Here is a 15,776-nt window from a genome sequence, read left to right as displayed (position 1 = left end):
GCCCCGCCGCCCCGGCCTAACGTCACCCTGTGAGCGCCACAGACCAGCCCAGCTCCCCCGCGGCCGTCCCCACCCCCCGCCCCGCGCGCTCGGCGGCCACCGCCGCCGTCGCCGCCGGCCGCCCGCCGCGCGAGCAGGGCGCCCCGGTCAACGCCCCGGTCGTGCTCTCAAGCACGTACGTCTCCGCCGGCGTGCCGGGCGGCGAGAACCTCTACGCCCGCTACAACACCGAGACGTGGCTGCCGCTGGAGGAGGCGATCGGCGAGCTGGAGGGCGCCGCCCACCCCGCCCTGGTCTTCTCCTCCGGCATGGCGGCCATCGACGCGGTGCTGCGCCTGGCCACGCCCGGCACGGCGATCGTCGCGCCGCGCCACGCCTACCTCGCGACCCTCACCGCCGCCAACGAGCAGACCGCCCGCGAGGGCGGCGTGGTCCGCGAGGTCGACATCGCCGACACCGACGCGGTCGTCGCGGCGCTGACCCCGGCGGGTGAGCCGCCCGCGAGCATGCTGTGGATCGAGTCCCCGACCAACCCCATGCTCGAGGTGGCCGACATCCCGGCCCTGACCGCGGCGGCCCGCGCCCGGGGCATCCTCACCGTCGTGGACAACACGTTCGCCACGCCGCTCGGGCAACGGCCGCTCGCCTGGGGCGCGGACGTCGTCGTCCACTCGGTGACCAAGTACCTCGCCGGGCACTCCGACGTCCTCCTCGGCGCCGCCGTCACGGACGACGGCGACCTGCGCACCCGCATCCACGCCCGCCGCACGACCGGCGGCGCGATCGCCGGGCCGTGGGAGGCATGGCTCGCCCTGCGGGGGCTGCGGACCCTGGCGGTCCGGGTCGAACGTTCCCAGGCCTCCGCGCTCGAGCTCGCCCGCCGGCTCGCCGGGCACCCGCTCGTGGTGGAGGTCCAGCACCCGGGCCTGCCGAGCCACCCGCAGCACGCGCGCGCGGCGGAGCTCATGGACGGCTTCGGCTCCATCCTGACCCTCCGCCCCGCCGGCGGCGCGGACGGCGCCGACGCCCTGACGCGCGCGGTCCGGCTGTGGCTCCCGGCGACGAGCCTGGGCGGGGTCGAGTCCAGCATGGAGCGACGCCGGCGCCTCGCCGGCGAGGCGCCCACCGTCCCCGAGGACCTCCTGCGCCTGAGTGTGGGCATCGAAGACGTCGAGGACCTGTGGGCGGACCTGGACCAGGCGTTGCACGCCGCCGCCCGCGCCTGACCGCCGCGACGCCGCCCGCCCGCCACCGCGCAGACCGCCGCGACGCCCACCGACCGCCCACCGCTTCGTCGGGGTCACAGATCGGCATCGGCGCGGCCCGCCTCCACGCCCTGCTGGGTGGGGGCCCTACTGTGACCTGAGGCGGTGCCGCAACGGCCGCCCCCGGGACGGAACGCTGGAGGAGCCATGAAGACATCGACGCGGGTGGCCACGGCCATCACCGCCGGCCTGGTGCTCACGCTGGCCGCGTGCGGCAGCGAGCCGGCCACAGACACCAGCCCGTCGGTGCCGAGCACCAGCGCCGCCAGCGAGCCCGCGACCGGCTCCGCGACGGAGACGACGGCGGGCGAGGGCTCGACCGGCGAGGCCACGGCCGCCCCCGCCCAGGAGAGCGACGAGCCGGGCGCCGACGTGGCGTTCACCGTCGACCCCCAGCAGAGCCCCGCCTTCCCCGGCGGCGGCGGCGACCTCCTGCCCGTCGACGTCCGCGCCGGCACACACCCGGGCTACGAGCGCGTGGTCTTCGACCTCGAGGGTGCGGACACGCCGCAGTGGCGCGTCGAGTACGTCGACTCCGCCATCTCCGAGGGCAAGGGCGACGAGATCGACGTCGCCGGCGACGCGACCCTCCAGGTCATCACGACCGGGTTCCGCATGCCCGAGCCGTCCGAGACCGGCAAGCTCGCCCAGGGCGCCTACGCGCCCGGCGGCACCGACCTCGTCAAGGAGGTCTTCGTCTCCGGCATCTTCGAGGGGCAGAACCAGGCCTTCATCGGCCTGGACGCGCAGGCCCCGTTCCGGGTGTTCACGCTGAGCGACCCCGCCCGCATCGTCGTGGACGTCCAGACCGGGAGCTGAGCGCGCTCAGTCCAGCTTGAAGCCCACCTTCAGGAGCACCTGGACGTGGGCGATCGCGCCCTCGGCGATGACGCCGCGCACCTCCTCGACCTCGAACCAGTCGAGACCGTGCAGGGACTCGCTCGCCTTGGCGATCGCGTTCCGGATGGCCTGGTCCACCCCGTCGGGCGACGTGCCGACGATCTCGGTGACCTTGTACGTGTTGTCCGTCATGGCGTGGCTCCTCCGCGTGGGTGAGCCACCAGGCTGCCGCAGGCGGCCGGGACCGGCAACACCTCGGCGCCGCCGCCGGCCCCGGGACCGGCACGCCCGTCAGGCGCGCTCGTGCTTGAGCGGGCGCGAGAGCAGGCTCGCCGTCATCTCCTCGACCGCGAGGCCCTCGTACAGGGCCGCGACGACCGCCTCGGTGATCGGCATGTCCACCCCGTGCAGGCGCGCCAGCTCGAGCACGGACCGGCACGACTTCACGCCCTCGGCGGTGCCGCCGGTCAGCCGGGTCGCCTCGTCCAGCCCGCGCCCGGCGCCGATGTGCGCCCCGAGCGTGTGGTTGCGCGAGAGCGGCGAGGCGCAGGTGGCCACGAGGTCGCCCATGCCCGCCAGCCCGGCGAAGGTCGCCGGCTGCGCGCCCAGGGCGGCGCCCAGGCGGGCCGTCTCGGCCAGCCCCCGCGTGATGAGGGTGGCCTTCGTGTTGTCCCCGAAGCCGCGGCCCTGCGCCATGCCGACGGCGAGCGCGATGACGTTCTTGACCGCCCCGCCCAGTTCCACGCCCACGACGTCGGTGGTGGTGTAGGGACGGAAGTACGCCGCCGCGCAGGCGCCGGCGACGAGCTCCGCGACCTCGGGCCGCTGGGCGGCGACCACCGCGCCGGCGGGCTGGTGCTCGGCGATCTCGCGGGCCAGGTTGGGGCCGGAGAGCACCGCCACCCGCGCCGGCGCGACGGCGAGGGCCTCGCCGAGCACCTCGCTCATGCGCTGGTGCGTGCCGAGCTCGACGCCCTTCATGAGGGAGACGACCACGCAGCCGGCGGGCAGCGTGCCGGAGAGGGGGGCGAGCACGGCACGCACCGACTGGGAGGGCAGGGCCACGACGACGAGGTCCGCGTCGGCGACCACGCCGGCGAGGTCGGTCGTGGCACCCAGTCCCTCGGGCAGGCGCGCGCCCGGCAGGTTGCGGGAGTTGCGGTGGGCGCCGTTGATCTCGTCGACGACCTCGGCGCTGCGGCCCCACAGGCGCACCCGGGTGCCGGCGTCGGTCATGATCGCGGCGAAGGTCGTGCCCCACGCCCCCGTGCCGAGCACGGCGGCGCGCAGGCCGGTCGCGGCGCTCATCGGCCCGCCCCGGTGGGCCTCGGACGGCGCCTGCCCGCCGCGCTCCTCGCCGCCTTGGCGGCCCGGGCGGCGGTGTCCGCGGCGCGCGGGTCGCCGTCGCGGCGGATGTCGTAGGGCCGGGACGGCGCCTGGTCACGGATCTCGGCGAGCTGCGCCCGGATCGCGGCCATGATCCGCGCCGTGGCCTCCTGGAGGATCGCCTGGTCGGGCACGCGCCCGTACAGGTCGTCCAGGGGCACGGGGGGCCCGGCCACGACGGTCACGGGCTTGCGCGGCAACGGCCTGAAGCGCGCCGTGTACGGCGGCAGCACGAGGTGCGCGCCCCACTGGGCGATGGGGATGACGGGCACCCGGGTGCTCAGCGCCAGGCGCGCGACGCCGGTCTTGCCGGTCATCGGCCACATGGCCGGGTCACGGGTGAGCGTGCCCTCCGGGAAGATCGCCACGCACTCCCCCTGCCGGAGCGCGGCCTCGGCGGCCACGAGGGCGTCGGCCGCGCGGGCGGTTCCGCGGTAGACGGGGATCTGGTCGGCGCGGCCCAGGAGCGTGCCCAGCACGGGCACGTCGAACAGCGAGGACTTGACGAGGAACTTCGGGACGGCGCCGTTGTCGTAGAGGAAGTGCGCGAACGTGAGCGGGTCGAAGTTGGAGACGTGGTTGCCCACGGCGATGAAGCCGCCCGTGGGTGGCAGATGCTCGGCGCCGCGCCACGTGTGCCGGGTGGTGGCCCTCATGGCGGGTCGGAGGAGCCCGGCGAGGAACCGGTAGACCGCGGACTGCTTGCGTACATGCACGTCCGAGATCGTAGTCGCCCGGCCCCGCGGTCCCGATCGGGTGGGTGCCCGCGGTGCGGTCGCTCAGATCCAGCCGTGGCGGCGCGCGACGTGGACCGCCTCGTGGCGGTTCGCCGCACCGAGCTTGGTGGCCGCCGCGGACAGGTAGTTCCGGACCGTGCCCGGGGAGAGGTGGGCGCGCTGGGCGATCTCCTCGACCGCCGCGCCCTCGGCGGCGAGCTCGAGCACGTCGGCCTCGCGGGGCGTCAGGGGGGACTCCCCCGCACTGATCGCCTCCGCCGCCAGCTCGGGGTCGACGTATCGTCCGCCGGCGTGGACCTGGCGCACGACGTCCGCGAGGACCCGCGCCGAGACCGTCTTGGGCAGGAAGCCGGCGACGCCGGCGGCGAGGGCCTTCTTGAGGTAGCCGGGGCGCCCGTGGCTGGTGACGATGATGCTGCGGCACCCGGGCAGCTCGGCGGCGAGCCGCTGCGCCGCCTCGATGCCGTCGAGCCCGGGCATCTGCAGGTCGAGGACGGCGACGTCGGGAGTGTGCTTGAGCCCGGCGGCCACCGCCTCCGTGCCTGACGCCGCCGTCGCGACGACCTCGAGGTCGTCCTCGAGGCCGAGCAGGCCGGCGAGGGCGTCGCGGATGAGGTTCTCGTCGTCGGCGAGCAGGATGCGGATCATCGTGGCCCCATCGTGCCAGGGCTGTGGGCCGGTCCTGGACCGGGTTCCACCGCCGCCCCCGCCACCTGGGCGGGAGGCCCTGCGTCGCCGAGGGCCAGGCCCAGCGGGACGGTGGCCTCCAGGGTGAACACGTCCCCGTCCCGGGAGGTGGTGAGCGCGCCGCCGACCTGGTCGAGCCGTTCGGCAAGCCCGAGCAGGCCCGACCCGCTCTCCCCCCGGGCCGGTGTGGCGCCGTCGTTGACGATCCGCAGCCGGGCCACCGCGCCTCCACCTGCGGGCAGCACCTCCAGGTCGAGGGTGCATGCGGTCGCGCGGGCGTGACGCACCACGTTGGTGGCGCCCTCGCGCACCACCCATGCCAGGGTCTGCTGCACGTCCGGCGCCAGGCGCGCGCCGTCGCCGAGGACGCGTGTGCCCACGCCGGCCGAGCGAAGCACGGACCGGGCGCCGGCGAGCTCGGCGGCGAGGTCGGTCGTGCGATAGCCGGCGACGACGCCGCGCACCTCCCGCAGTGCCTCGGCGGCCAGCTCGCGGACCTCGAGCATCTGCTCCGCGGCGCCGTCGTGCCCCCGCCGGGCGAGCTCGGCCCCGAGCTCGCTCTTGACGGCGATGGCCGAGAGCGTACGCCCGACGACGTCGTGGAGGTCGCGGGAGAACCGCAGCCGCTCCTCGGCCACGGCCAGGCGGGCGTGGACGGCCCGCGCCCGCTCCTGCTCCCACACCACGCCGAGCATCCAGGCCGAGGCGCGGAAGCTCACGGCGAGCCCGCCGACGATGAGGAAGGCGGACACGACGGTGGGGACGAACCGCTCGACCCCCGGCGGGGTCTGCTCGGCGAACCCCGCGGCCACCGCCGCGACGAGCGAGGCGGTCAGGATCGCGCCGGTGCGCAGCACGGGCGCGACCGCCAGCAGGGCGGCGCCCAGGGCGGCCGCCACCGCCCCGGCGCGGCCGGCGAGCCCGGGCGCGCCCTCTGCGGGCAGCGCGGCCACGGCGAGGGCGGCCGCGAGGACCGCGACCGGCGCGAGGAGGACGAGACCGCGCCGTGGGACCGGGACGCCGCCGAGGGCGCGGTCGATCGAGCGGCGCAGGACGGCGATCGCGAGCACGCACTCCACGAGCATCGCGACGAGGTAGAGGGCGGCGACCGCCGGCGCATGGGTCAGCCCGGCCGGCATGACGCCGAGCACGACCAGGGGGACGATGCCCATGATGAGGTAGAGCGACCAGCGGGTGTAGGTGTCGAACCGTTCGGGGTCGCTGCGCCGGCGCCACGCCGTGAAGATGCTCGTCACGAGGATCCAGTCTCCCAGGTGAGGTGGGGCGTGTCGGGCCGCCCGTGCAAGGGGCCGCCTGGGCCGACACGGGCCTGCAGGGCCGGCTTCGGCCGCTGCCGGGCCTGTCGTGGTGCGCCGGTCAGCGGCGCGGCTCCCAGCGCATCCAGCGTCGCGCGCCGAGCACGCCGAGCGCGAGCCACAGCGCCAGGCAGACGAGCGGCTGCGTCACGTCGGCCAGCGCGCCCGAGGCCACCGTGCCGTCCAGCGCGGTGGCGCCGAGTCCGTGCTGGACGAGCGCGACCACCGGGTACATGGGCGTCCACATGGCGACCTGCCCGACGACGGGCGGGAGGATGTGCAGCGGCACGGCGGCGCCGGACAGCGCCGTGGCGCCGAGGAGCACCGGCATGGCGGTGAGCTGGACGGACTCGACGGTGCGGGTGAGCCCGGAGCTGACGACCGCGAGCAGCACGAACACGGCCGTACCGCCCATGAGGCCGATCAGCAGCCAGACGGGGTTCGCCAGGGCGGGGAGCTCGAACCAGACGGCCGTCGCGGCCACCCCGAGCAGCACCTGCGCGAGCATGATGAGCACCGCCGGGGTGGCGCAGGCGAGGACGACCTCGGCCCGCGTGACCTGCCCGGTGAGCAGCCGCTTGAGGACCAGCTCCTCGCGCCGGGCGACGAACGTGGTGGTCAGGTTGTAGTACACGACCACGACCATGGCGAGGGTGAGCAGCGTCATGAGCAGGATCGTGCCGAGGTGGCGGGCGGCCGTGGTGTCGCCGCTGAGGTCGCCGAAGCTCCACGCGACGATCGGGATGAACACGGGGACCAGCACGACGGCGTTGAACAGGGTGGTCCGGTTCCGGATCAGGAGGAGGACCTCGGCGCGCATGAGGGAGCCGACGCGGGCGGCGGCCGGGGCGGGGCGGGGCGGCTGCGCGGACGGGCGGGCGGGGGACGGCGTGCGGACGGTCATCACGGAACCTTTCGAGGTGGTGGGGGCGGCTGGGGTGCTCATGCGGCGACCGCCGCGCGCTGCCCGCTGGCGGCGCCGGCCGCCTCGCCCTCCGCGACGGCCAGGAAGGCGCGTTCGAGGGACGCCGCGCTGGCGTCGAGGCCGACCAGCTCGGCCCCCGCGTCCTGGGCTGCGCGCAGCAGGGCGGTGAGGGTGGCCTGCAGGTCCGTCGTCGCCAGCTCGACGCCGGTGGCGTCGCAGCGCGGCGCACCCGCCAGGGCGGGCAGCGACGCGAGCGTCCCGGTCGCCGACAGTGCGGCGTCGGCGGTGCGGAACCGGATGCGGGCCGGCTCACCGGCCACGATCTCGGCGACGGTGCCGGCCCGGACGATCCGGCCGCCGTGCATGATCGCGAGCCGGTCCGCGAGCTCCTCGGCCTCCTCGAGGTAGTGCGTGGTGAGCACCACGGTGGTGCCGTCGGCGAGCAGGCGGCGCACGAGCGTCCACGCGTCCCGGCGCGACTGCGGGTCCAGGCCCGTGGTCGGCTCGTCGAGGAAGAGCACCTCCGGTCGGCCCATGAGGGCCAGGGCCAGGTCGAGGCGGCGGCGCTCCCCGCCGGAGAGCGACTTCACGGGAACCGCGCGGCGGGGTCCGAGGCCGACGAGGTCGAGCGACTCCGCCACCGTCACGCCCCCGGACAGCGTGCCGTGCCACATGCGCGCCGTCTCCGCCGTCGTCAGGTCCGACGGGAAGCCGGCCTCCTGCAGCATGATCCCGGTCCGCGGCCGCACCCGGCGGCGCTCGCGGTAGGGGTCGAGGCCGAAGACCTCCACCCGGCCGCCGCCCGCCGGGGCAATGCCCTCGACGACCTCGAGCAGTGAGGTCTTCCCGGCGCCGTTGGTGCCCAGCAGCGCGAACAGCTCGCCGCGACGCACGTGCAGGTCCACGCCGCGCACGGCCTCGAAGGTGTCCCGGCCCGTGCCGTAGGACCGGCGCAGGCCCCGGGCGGTGATGACGGAGTCGTAGGAGCTCATGCCTCTACGCTCTCGCGGGTTCCTGCTCCTCCCCCGTGCGCCGGCTCACCGGCTGCGCTGACGCCGTCACGGACCGGCCATGACAGATGTCATGCCGGCCCGCCCTGCAGCCCCCCTGCACTACTGGCCGCGCCCGGACCGCTCGTAGAGGCCGCGGACGTACTCCGCCTGCCCGAGATGCTGGAGGCCGTCCCCGACGATGCTCACCAGCCGCACCCCGAGGGTGACGGGCGGGTCCCACGCCTCGTCCACCACCTGCTCGAGCTCCGCGTCGTCCAGGGTGCTGAGGAACTCCAGGGTCCGGCGCTGGACGTCGTCGAGATAGCCGCGCAGGTCGGCGACGCTCGCACGGACCTGCGCCACCTCGTCCGGGTGCTGACCGTAGCCGGTGGCGCGGTCGTCGAAGGGCAGCTCGAAGCGGCCGGCCCAGCCGTCGGCCGTCCAGGCCTGGTCGGTCCCGGCCACCTGCGCGACCTGCGCGTCCTGCCCGCGGGCGATGTGCCACACCAGCCAGGCGATCGTGTTCGCCTCGGGGTCCGGACGCGCCGTCAGCCCGGCCTCGTCGAGACCGTCGAGCAGGCGCCCGACGCCGTCGGGCACGCGCGAGTAGATCTCGATGAGCAGCTCAGCGGTGTTCATGACCTCAGTGTGTCGAGACCGGGCACCGCGCGCACCTACTTGGCGAGCGTGGCGCTCACACCCACCGACTCGGCGAGCGTGACCTTGGCGCCGAGCGCCTCCAGCTTGTCCATGAAGTACTCGTAGCCGCGGTTGATGATGTCGATCCCGCGCACGTGGGACGTGCCCTCGGCCGCCAGCGCCGCGATGAGGTGGGAGAACCCGCCCCGCAGGTCGGGCACCTCGATGTCCGCGGCCTTGAGCGGCGTGGGCCCGGAGATGACGGCGGAGTGGTTGAAGTTCCGCTGGCCGAAGCGGCACTCCAGGCCGCCGAGGCACTCCCGGTAGATCTGGATGGTGGCCCCCATGCCCCGCAGGGCGTCCGTGAAGCCGAACCGGTTCTCGTAGACCGTCTCGTGCACGATCGAGAGGCCGTTCGCCTGGGTCAGCGCCACGACGAGCGGCTGCTGCCAGTCGGTCATGAAGCCGGGGTGCACGTCGGTCTCGAGGACGATGGAGTGCAGGTCCCCGCCCGGGTGCCAGAAGCGGATGCCGTCGTCCCTGACGTCGAAGGCGCCGCCGACCTTTCGGAACGTGTTGAGGAAGGTCATCATCTCGGGCTGCGAGGCGCCGCGGACGAAGATGTCGCCGTGGGTGGCCAGCGCCGCGGAGGCCCAGGAGCCGGCCTCGATGCGGTCGGCCAGCGCGGTGTGGCGGAAGCCGTGGAGGCGCTCGACGCCCTCGACGCGGATGGTGCGGTCCGTGTCGACCGAGATGATCGCGCCCATCTTCTGCAGGACGGCGATCAGGTCCACGATCTCAGGCTCGATGGCCGCGTTGGACAGCTCGGTCAGCCCGCGGGCGCGCACGGCCGTCAGGAGGGTCTGCTCGGTGGCGCCGACGCTGGGGAAGGGCAGGTGGATCTTGGTGCCCACGAGGCCGCCCGGCGCGGAGAGGTGGATGCCCTGGACGCGCTTGTCGACGACGGCGCCGAACTGGCGCAGGATCTCCAGGTGGTAGTCGATCGGCCGGTCGCCGATGCGGCACCCGCCGAGGTCGGGGATGAAGGCCTCGCCGAGGCGGTGCAGCAGCGGGCCGCAGAAGAGGATCGGGATGCGGCTGGAGCCGGCGTAGGCGTCGATGTCCGCGACGTGCGCGGACTCGACGTTGCTCGGGTCCAGGTTGAGGATCCCGGCCTCGCGGTCGTGCTCGACCGTCACGCCGTGCAGGCGCAGCAGGTCGGCGACGACGTCGACGTCCCGGATCATCGGGATGTTCCTGAGCTCGGAGGGTCCGTCCCCGAGGAGCGAGGCCACCATCGCCTTGGAGACGAAGTTCTTGGCACCGCGCACGGTGATCTCGCCGCGCAGCGGCGTGCCGCCCTCGACCGTCAGAAGCCCGCTCATACACACCTCACCGGCCCCGCGCGAGGCGGGGCGCTGATCCGAGCGGGCCGGACGGCCCGCGATCCCCAGGATACGTGGGCGCCCCGGGGGCCCGGCACCCCGCGGGCGTGTCGCCTCGGACACAGCGACGCCGGGCGCCCGCGGATGGCTGGGCGCCCGGCGTCAGGCGGAGTGCGTCAGGCGGGGTGCCTCAGGCGGGGTGCGTCAGGCGAGCGGGGCGTCGGCGTGGGCGGGCAGGCCCTCGCCGTCGCCGCCCACCGGGCGCGCCGCCATGATGTGGACGGGCGGCAGGTGCTTGGCGGGCAGGGTCTTCGGGCGCCACGTCGCCCGCGTCTGCTCGTAGGCGGTGATGTCCGGCTCGTTCTTCAGGGTCAGGCCGATGTCGTCCAGGCCCTCGAGCAGCCGCCAGCGGGTGTAGTCGTCGATCTGGAAGGTGGCGTGCACGTCCCCGCACACCACGGTCCGGTGCTCGAGGTCGACCGTGATCTCGGTGCCCGGGGCGTTCTCGAGCACCTTCCAGATCATCTCGGCGTCCTCCTGGCTGATGACGCCGGCCACGAGGCCCTGCTTGCCGGCGTTGCCGCGGAAGATGTCCGCGAAGCGCGGCGCGAGGACGACGCGGAAGCCGTAGTCCTTCAGCGCCCACACGGCGTGCTCGCGCGAGGAGCCGGTGCCGAAGTCGTGACCGGCCACGAGCACCGAGCCGGCCGAGTAGGCGGGCTGGTTGAGGACGAAGTCCGGGTCGCCGCGCCAGGCGGCGAAGAGGGCGTCCTCGAAGCCGGTCCGGGTGACCCGCTTGAGGTAGACGGCCGGGATGATCTGGTCGGTGTCGACGTTGCTGCGCCGCAGCGGGACGCCGACGCCGGTGTGCTGGGTGAACTTCTCCATCGTCGTGCTCTCCTTCAGGCTCAGGCGTTGACGGGCTGGGCGGGCGCGGCGAGGTCCGCGGGGGCCGACAGCGTGCCGCGGATCGCGGTGGCCGCGGCGACCAGCGGGGACACGAGGTGGGTGCGGCCGCCCTTTCCCTGGCGTCCCTCGAAGTTGCGGTTTGACGTCGAGGCCGCGCGCTCGCCCGGCTTGAGCTGGTCGGGGTTCATGCCCAGGCACATCGAGCAGCCCGCGTTGCGCCACTCGGCGCCGAAGTCGAGGAAGACCTTGTCGAGGCCCTCGGACTCGGCCTGCAGGCGCACGCGCGCCGAGCCCGGCACCACGAGGACGCGCACGTCGTCGGCCTTCGTGCGGCCCTTGACGATGTCGGCGACGGCGCGCAGGTCCTCGATGCGGCCGTTCGTGCAGGAGCCGATGAAGACGGTGTCGACGTGGATGTCCTTCAGCGGCGTGCCCGGGACCAGGCCCATGTACTCCAGAGCCCGCTCGGCGGCCTTGCGCGGCCCCTCCTCGGGGATGTCGACCGGGTCGGGCACCGAGGCGGACAGCGGCAGCCCCTGGCCCGGGTTGGTGCCCCACGTGACGAACGGCTCGAGCGAGTCGGCGTCGAGGCTCACCTCGACGTCGAAGACGGCGTCGTCGTCGGAGCGCAGCGTCTTCCAGTACTCGACGGCGGCGTCCCAGTCGGCGCCCTCGGGGGCGTGCGGGCGTCCCTTGATGTACTCGAAGGTCGTCTCGTCGGGGGCGATCATGCCGGCGCGGGCGCCGGCCTCGATCGACATGTTGCAGATGGTCATCCGCGCCTCCATCGAGAGGTTCCGGATGGCCTCACCGCGGTACTCCAGGACGTAGCCCTGGCCGCCGCCGGTGCCGATCTTCGCGATGATCGCCAGGATGATGTCCTTGGCGGTCGTGCCGGGGCGCAGCGTGCCGTCGACGTTGATCGCCATCGTCTTGAACGGCGCCAGCGGCAGCGTCTGGGTGGCGAGGACGTGCTCGACCTCGGAGGTGCCGATGCCGAAGGCGAGGGCGCCGAACGCGCCGTGCGTGGAGGTGTGGGAGTCGCCGCAGACGACGGTCAGGCCCGGCATCGTCAGGCCGAGCTGCGGGCCCACGACGTGCACGATGCCCTGGTCGGCGTCGCCCAGGGAGTGCAGGCGGATGCCGAACTCCGCGGCGTTGTTGCGCAGCGTCTGGATCTGGGTGCGGCTCGTCGGGTCAGCGATCGGCCGGTCGATGTTCAGCGTCGGGGTGTTGTGGTCCTCCGTCGCGATCGTGAGGTCCGGCCGGCGCACGCCGCGCCCGGCCAGCCGCAGACCCTCGAAGGCCTGCGGGCTGGTCACCTCGTGCACGAGGTGGAGGTCGATGTAGAGAAGGTCGGGCGCTCCGTCGGTGCCCTTGCGCACCACGTGCGCGTCCCAGACCTTCTCGGCCAGCGTTCCGCTCATCGCGTTCTCTCCTCCTGGGCCACGCCCCACCTTGGGCCGTCTCGCCATCCGCGCTTGCATCTCACTCACTGAGATGCGAATATCGATCCATGGACAACTCTAGCGGAGTCGGCGTCCTTGACAAGGCTGCCACGGTTCTTGGTGCGCTAGAGGCCGGGCCTGCGACCCTCGCCCAGCTTGTAAGCGCCACCCATCTCGCCCGCCCGACGGCGCATCGCCTCGCCGTCGCGCTCGAGCACCACCGCCTCGTCGCGCGCGACATCCAGGGACGGTTCATCCTCGGTCCCCGGCTCGCAGAGCTGGCCTCGGCGGCCGGCGAGGACCGGCTGCTCGCCGCGGCCGGGCCCGTGCTCACGGCGCTGCGCGACCACACCAACGAGAGCGCGCAGCTCTACCGCCGCCAGGGCGACCAGCGCATCTGCGTCGCCGCCGCGGAGCGCCCCATGGGCCTGCGCGACTCCATCCCGGTGGGTGCCACGCTCAGCATGCTGGCGGGCTCGGCCGCCCAGGTGCTGCTGGCGTGGGAGGAGCCGGACCGGCTCCACCGCGGCCTGCACGGCGCCAACTTCACCGCCACGGTGCTCTCCGCCGTCCGCCGGCGCGGGTGGGCGCAGTCGGTCGCCGAGCGCGAGCCCGGCGTGGCCTCGATCTCCGCGCCCGTGCGGGGGCCGTCCGGCCGCGTGCTCGCCGCGGTCTCGATCTCGGGCCCGATCGAGCGCATGGGCCGCCAGCCCGGCCGCCTGCACGCGGCCGCCGTCGTCGCCTCCGCAAACCGGCTCACCGAGGTGCTCAAGCGCACCGAGGAAGGCTGAACCCGCCCCTGCGATGCGAAGGCCTCCGTCCCGCGGGACGGGGGCCTTCGTCGTCCCCGGCGGACTCGGCACGACGGGCCCGGCCACGACGGGCCTGGCACGACGCCGGGCCAGGCACGACGAAGGCCCCGCACCGTGGTGCGGGGCCTTCGCCCGGAGTACCCCCAGCCGGATTCGAACCGGCGCCGCCGCCGTGAGAGGGCGGTGTCCTAGGCCACTAAACGATGGGGGCGTGTGTGTTTTGTTTTGTCACCACCTCGCGGCGGCTCAGAAGAGACTACCAGAGCCCCTCCCGCACATTCGACCCGAGGGCGTCCCTTGCCGCTGTGACCTCACGCACAGGCCGACGCCGCCCGAGCCGGCCGCCGAGCAAGACTGGCAGCACGCCCGAGCCGGCGGCACGAAGTGGCGGCTCGTGCGTGCCGGGAAAACAGCGAGGGCCCCGCTCTCGCGGGGCCCTCGCCGGTCGTACCCCCAGCCGGATTCGAACCGGCGCCGCCGCCGTGAGAGGGCGGTGTCCTAGGCCACTAAACGATGGGGGCTCGGCACCCGAGGTGCCTGACGGCCGATGCTCGCGCACCAGCCGCTCGCTGGGGTACCAGGACTCGAACCTAGACTAACTGGACCAGAACCAGTCGTGCTGCCAATTACACCATACCCCACGGAGGTATGACTTCCGTGCTCCCGCAGCTGCGGGGCGGATGCCTTACCGACGAGAGACATTACCCGAGCGTCGGGGCTGGACCAAACCAGGAAGGCCATTCGTGACCGACCTCACCGCCCGCGCCACCGGCCCGTGACGCCGGTCACGCGTCCCGCTCGGACGCCGGGCACGACGACGGCCGGCCACCGGGGTGACCGGCCGCCGTCGCGGATCTACGCGGAGGGCTGGGCGGCCAGCTGGGCGTGCAGGGCGCGCAGCCTCGCGAGCGTCGAGTCCCGCCCGAGGATCTCCATCGACTCGAACAGCGGCGGCGAGACGCGCCGTCCGGTCACGGCCGTCCGCAGCGGCGCGAACGCGAACTTCGGCTTGATGCCGAGGCCGTCGACCACAGCCGCGCGCAGGGCCTGCTCCGCGGCCTCGGTGGAGAGCTCGGGCAGGGCGTCGACGGCGGCGATGCTCGCCTCGAGCACCTGGGGCGCCTCCGGGCGGAGCGCGGCGAGCGCGGACGGCTCGATCGTGTGCGCGTCGTCGCCGACGAAGAGGAAGCCGAGCATCCCGGGCGCCTCGCCCAGGAGCGTCATGCGCTCCTGGACCAGGGGCGCGGACTGGGTGAGGATCTCCTGCTCGCGGGGCGTGAGCGCGCCGTAGGTCTCGGCGGAGACGAGGCCGGCGGCGTGCAGGTACGGCACCAGCCGGGACCGGAAGTCCTCCGGGGCGAGCATGCGCAGGTGGGTGGCGTTGATGGCCTCGGCCTTCTTCAGGTCGAACCGCGCGGGGTTCGGGTTGACGTCGGCAACGTCGAAGGCCGCGACCATCTCGTCCTTGGAGAAGATGTCATTGTCCGCGGAGATGCCCCAGCCGAGCAGGGCGAGGTAGTTGAGCAGCCCCTCGGGCGTGAAGCCGCGCTCCCGGTGGAGGAAGAGGTTGGACTCGGGGTCCCGCTTGGACAGCTTCTTGTTGCCCTCCCCCATGACGTAGGGCAGGTGCCCGAAGACCGGCATGACGGTCGCGACGCCCAGGTCGAGCAGCGCCTGGTACAGGACCACCTGGCGCGGGGTGGAGGAGAGCAGGTCCTCGCCGCGCAGCACGTGGGTGATGCCCATCAGGGCGTCGTCGACCGGGTTGGTCAGCGTGTACAGCGGGAAGCCGTTGCCGCGGACGATGACGAAGTCGGGGATGGACCCGCCCTTGAACGTCACGTCGCCGCGGACGACGTCGGTGAACGTGACGTCGGTCTCGGGCATGCGCACGCGCAGCACCGGCTGGCGGCCCTCCGCGCGGTAGGCGGCCTTCTGCTCGTCCGTCAGGTCACGGTCGAAGCCGTCGTAGCCGAGCTTCGGGTCGCGCCCGGCCGCCCGGTGGCGCGCCTCGATCTCCTCCGTGGTGGAGAAGGACTCGTACGCGTACCCGCCCGCGAGCAGACGCGCCGCGACATCGCGGTAGACGTCCATGCGCTCGGACTGCCGGTAGGGCCCGTACGGGCCGCCGACCTCCACGCCCTCGTCCCAGTCCAGGCCGAGCCAGCGCAGCGCGTCCAGGAGCTGGTTGTAGCTCTCCTCGGAGTCGCGCTCCGGGTCGGTGTCCTCGATGCGGAAGACGAAGGTGCCGCCCACGTGGCGCGCGTACGCCCAGTTGAACAGGGCGGTGCGGATCAGGCCGACGTGGGGGGTGCCGGTCGGTGAGGGGCAGAACCGCACCCGGATGGCGGAACCGGTGGGCGTGGGGGCTTCAGTGGTGTTCTCCATGGTGCGACCAGCCTAGCCGCGCCCTGGCGGCGCGGGCCGGGCCGATC

The 15,776-nt window shown here is 74.0% G+C and carries 15 protein-coding genes and 3 tRNA genes; 3 read left to right on the top strand and 15 right to left on the bottom strand.

Annotation, left to right across the window (positions count from 1 at the left end; translation table 11 throughout):
- The first annotated feature begins 29 nt into the window (after positions 1-29).
- Both EJK16_RS16690 and EJK16_RS19695 read left to right on the top strand, forming a co-directional pair.
- A complete protein-coding gene (locus EJK16_RS16690; RefSeq protein WP_127131371.1) occupies positions 30-1,226 on the top strand; it encodes a PLP-dependent aspartate aminotransferase family protein in 1,197 nt (398 codons plus the stop codon).
- Positions 1,227-1,412: 186 nt separating this feature from the next.
- Entirely contained in the window at positions 1,413-2,084 is a 672-nt protein-coding gene (locus EJK16_RS19695) for a hypothetical protein (RefSeq protein WP_164737388.1), read from the top strand.
- A gap of 6 nt (positions 2,085-2,090) precedes the next feature.
- On the opposite strand, the gene EJK16_RS16680 is transcribed toward EJK16_RS19695, so the two are convergent.
- From EJK16_RS16680 to leuC, 11 genes are all read right to left on the bottom strand, one after another.
- The gene (locus EJK16_RS16680; protein ID WP_127131369.1) at positions 2,091-2,297 is read right to left on the bottom strand and encodes a dodecin; all 207 of its coding nucleotides are present in this window, start codon (positions 2,295-2,297) and stop codon (positions 2,091-2,093) included.
- Positions 2,298-2,396: 99 nt separating this feature from the next.
- Positions 2,397-3,413: an NAD(P)H-dependent glycerol-3-phosphate dehydrogenase gene (locus tag EJK16_RS16675; protein ID WP_127131367.1), complete on the bottom strand. Its 1,017-nt coding sequence runs from the start codon at positions 3,411-3,413 to the stop codon at positions 2,397-2,399.
- A complete protein-coding gene (locus EJK16_RS16670) occupies positions 3,410-4,207 on the bottom strand; it encodes a 1-acyl-sn-glycerol-3-phosphate acyltransferase (RefSeq protein ID WP_240646125.1) in 798 nt (265 codons plus the stop codon). Before EJK16_RS16670 ends, EJK16_RS16675 begins: the two co-directional genes overlap by 4 nt.
- A gap of 63 nt (positions 4,208-4,270) precedes the next feature.
- Positions 4,271-4,876: a response regulator transcription factor gene (locus tag EJK16_RS16665; RefSeq protein WP_127131365.1), complete on the bottom strand. Its 606-nt coding sequence runs from the start codon at positions 4,874-4,876 to the stop codon at positions 4,271-4,273.
- Positions 4,873-6,171 carry a sensor histidine kinase gene (locus EJK16_RS16660; protein ID WP_127131363.1) on the bottom strand — a complete coding sequence of 433 codons (1,299 nt, stop codon included), beginning with the start codon at positions 6,169-6,171 and terminating at the stop codon, positions 4,873-4,875. The genes EJK16_RS16665 and EJK16_RS16660 overlap by 4 nt, the downstream gene beginning before the upstream one ends.
- 121 nt (positions 6,172-6,292) lie before the next feature.
- Positions 6,293-7,135: an ABC transporter permease gene (locus EJK16_RS16655; RefSeq protein ID WP_164737387.1), complete on the bottom strand. Its 843-nt coding sequence runs from the start codon at positions 7,133-7,135 to the stop codon at positions 6,293-6,295.
- Between the two features lie 38 nt (positions 7,136-7,173).
- Positions 7,174-8,148 carry an ABC transporter ATP-binding protein gene (locus EJK16_RS16650; RefSeq protein WP_127131359.1) on the bottom strand — a complete coding sequence of 325 codons (975 nt, stop codon included), beginning with the start codon at positions 8,146-8,148 and terminating at the stop codon, positions 7,174-7,176.
- 120 nt (positions 8,149-8,268) lie between these two features.
- Complete coding sequence (locus EJK16_RS16645; protein WP_127131357.1) at positions 8,269-8,787, bottom strand: DinB family protein; 519 nt, start codon at positions 8,785-8,787, stop codon at positions 8,269-8,271.
- A 35-nt stretch (positions 8,788-8,822) separates the two neighbouring features.
- A complete protein-coding gene (gene murA, locus EJK16_RS16640) occupies positions 8,823-10,172 on the bottom strand; it encodes a UDP-N-acetylglucosamine 1-carboxyvinyltransferase (protein ID WP_127131355.1) in 1,350 nt (449 codons plus the stop codon).
- A 204-nt stretch (positions 10,173-10,376) separates the two neighbouring features.
- Positions 10,377-11,060 (bottom strand): 3-isopropylmalate dehydratase small subunit, encoded by a 684-nt coding sequence (leuD, locus tag EJK16_RS16635; RefSeq protein WP_127131353.1) that lies wholly within the window; start codon positions 11,058-11,060, stop codon positions 10,377-10,379.
- A gap of 20 nt (positions 11,061-11,080) precedes the next feature.
- Positions 11,081-12,508 carry a 3-isopropylmalate dehydratase large subunit gene (leuC, locus tag EJK16_RS16630; protein ID WP_127131351.1) on the bottom strand — a complete coding sequence of 476 codons (1,428 nt, stop codon included), beginning with the start codon at positions 12,506-12,508 and terminating at the stop codon, positions 11,081-11,083.
- Between the two features lie 89 nt (positions 12,509-12,597).
- Here leuC and EJK16_RS16625 point away from each other — a divergent pair, with 89 nt between their 5' ends.
- Positions 12,598-13,320 (top strand): IclR family transcriptional regulator, encoded by a 723-nt coding sequence (locus EJK16_RS16625; protein WP_127131349.1) that lies wholly within the window; start codon positions 12,598-12,600, stop codon positions 13,318-13,320.
- Between the two features lie 159 nt (positions 13,321-13,479).
- Here EJK16_RS16625 and EJK16_RS16620 read toward each other — a convergent pair.
- The 4 genes from EJK16_RS16620 to gltX all read right to left on the bottom strand — a co-directional run bounded on the left by EJK16_RS16620 (position 13,480) and on the right by gltX (position 15,729).
- A tRNA-Glu gene (locus EJK16_RS16620) sits at positions 13,480-13,552 on the bottom strand.
- Positions 13,553-13,789: 237 nt separating this feature from the next.
- Positions 13,790-13,862, bottom strand: a tRNA-Glu gene (locus tag EJK16_RS16615).
- A gap of 48 nt (positions 13,863-13,910) precedes the next feature.
- Positions 13,911-13,982 (bottom strand) — tRNA-Gln (locus tag EJK16_RS16610).
- Between the two features lie 214 nt (positions 13,983-14,196).
- Complete coding sequence (gene gltX, locus EJK16_RS16605) at positions 14,197-15,729, bottom strand: glutamate--tRNA ligase (RefSeq protein ID WP_127131347.1); 1,533 nt, start codon at positions 15,727-15,729, stop codon at positions 14,197-14,199.
- Positions 15,730-15,776: the final 47 nt, after the last annotated feature.

It is taken from the genome of Georgenia sp. SYP-B2076 (assembly GCF_003991205.1).
GTDB lineage: Bacteria > Actinomycetota > Actinomycetes > Actinomycetales > Actinomycetaceae > Georgenia.
Note: the sequence above shows the minus strand (reverse complement) of the source record. Positions and strands in the feature narration are given on the sequence as shown.

Bases quoted from the DNA above. Each gene is read 5' to 3' on its own strand.
- leuC (WP_127131351.1), bottom strand. From the start codon at position 12,508: ATGAGCGGAACGCTGGCCGAGAAGGTCTGGGACGCGCACGTGGTGCGC.
- EJK16_RS16650 (WP_127131359.1), bottom strand. From the start codon at position 8,148: ATGAGCTCCTACGACTCCGTCATCACCGCCCGGGGCCTGCGCCGGTCC.
- EJK16_RS16665 (WP_127131365.1), bottom strand. From the start codon at position 4,876: ATGATCCGCATCCTGCTCGCCGACGACGAGAACCTCATCCGCGACGCC.
- EJK16_RS16675 (WP_127131367.1), bottom strand. From the start codon at position 3,413: ATGAGCGCCGCGACCGGCCTGCGCGCCGCCGTGCTCGGCACGGGGGCG.
- EJK16_RS16645 (WP_127131357.1), bottom strand. From the start codon at position 8,787: ATGAACACCGCTGAGCTGCTCATCGAGATCTACTCGCGCGTGCCCGAC.
- EJK16_RS16680 (WP_127131369.1), bottom strand. From the start codon at position 2,297: ATGACGGACAACACGTACAAGGTCACCGAGATCGTCGGCACGTCGCCC.
- leuD (WP_127131353.1), bottom strand. From the start codon at position 11,060: ATGGAGAAGTTCACCCAGCACACCGGCGTCGGCGTCCCGCTGCGGCGC.
- EJK16_RS16655 (WP_164737387.1), bottom strand. From the start codon at position 7,135: ATGACCGTCCGCACGCCGTCCCCCGCCCGCCCGTCCGCGCAGCCGCCC.
- gltX (WP_127131347.1), bottom strand. From the start codon at position 15,729: ATGGAGAACACCACTGAAGCCCCCACGCCCACCGGTTCCGCCATCCGG.
- murA (WP_127131355.1), bottom strand. From the start codon at position 10,172: ATGAGCGGGCTTCTGACGGTCGAGGGCGGCACGCCGCTGCGCGGCGAG.
- EJK16_RS19695 (WP_164737388.1), top strand. From the start codon at position 1,413: ATGAAGACATCGACGCGGGTGGCCACGGCCATCACCGCCGGCCTGGTG.
- EJK16_RS16625 (WP_127131349.1), top strand. From the start codon at position 12,598: ATGGACAACTCTAGCGGAGTCGGCGTCCTTGACAAGGCTGCCACGGTT.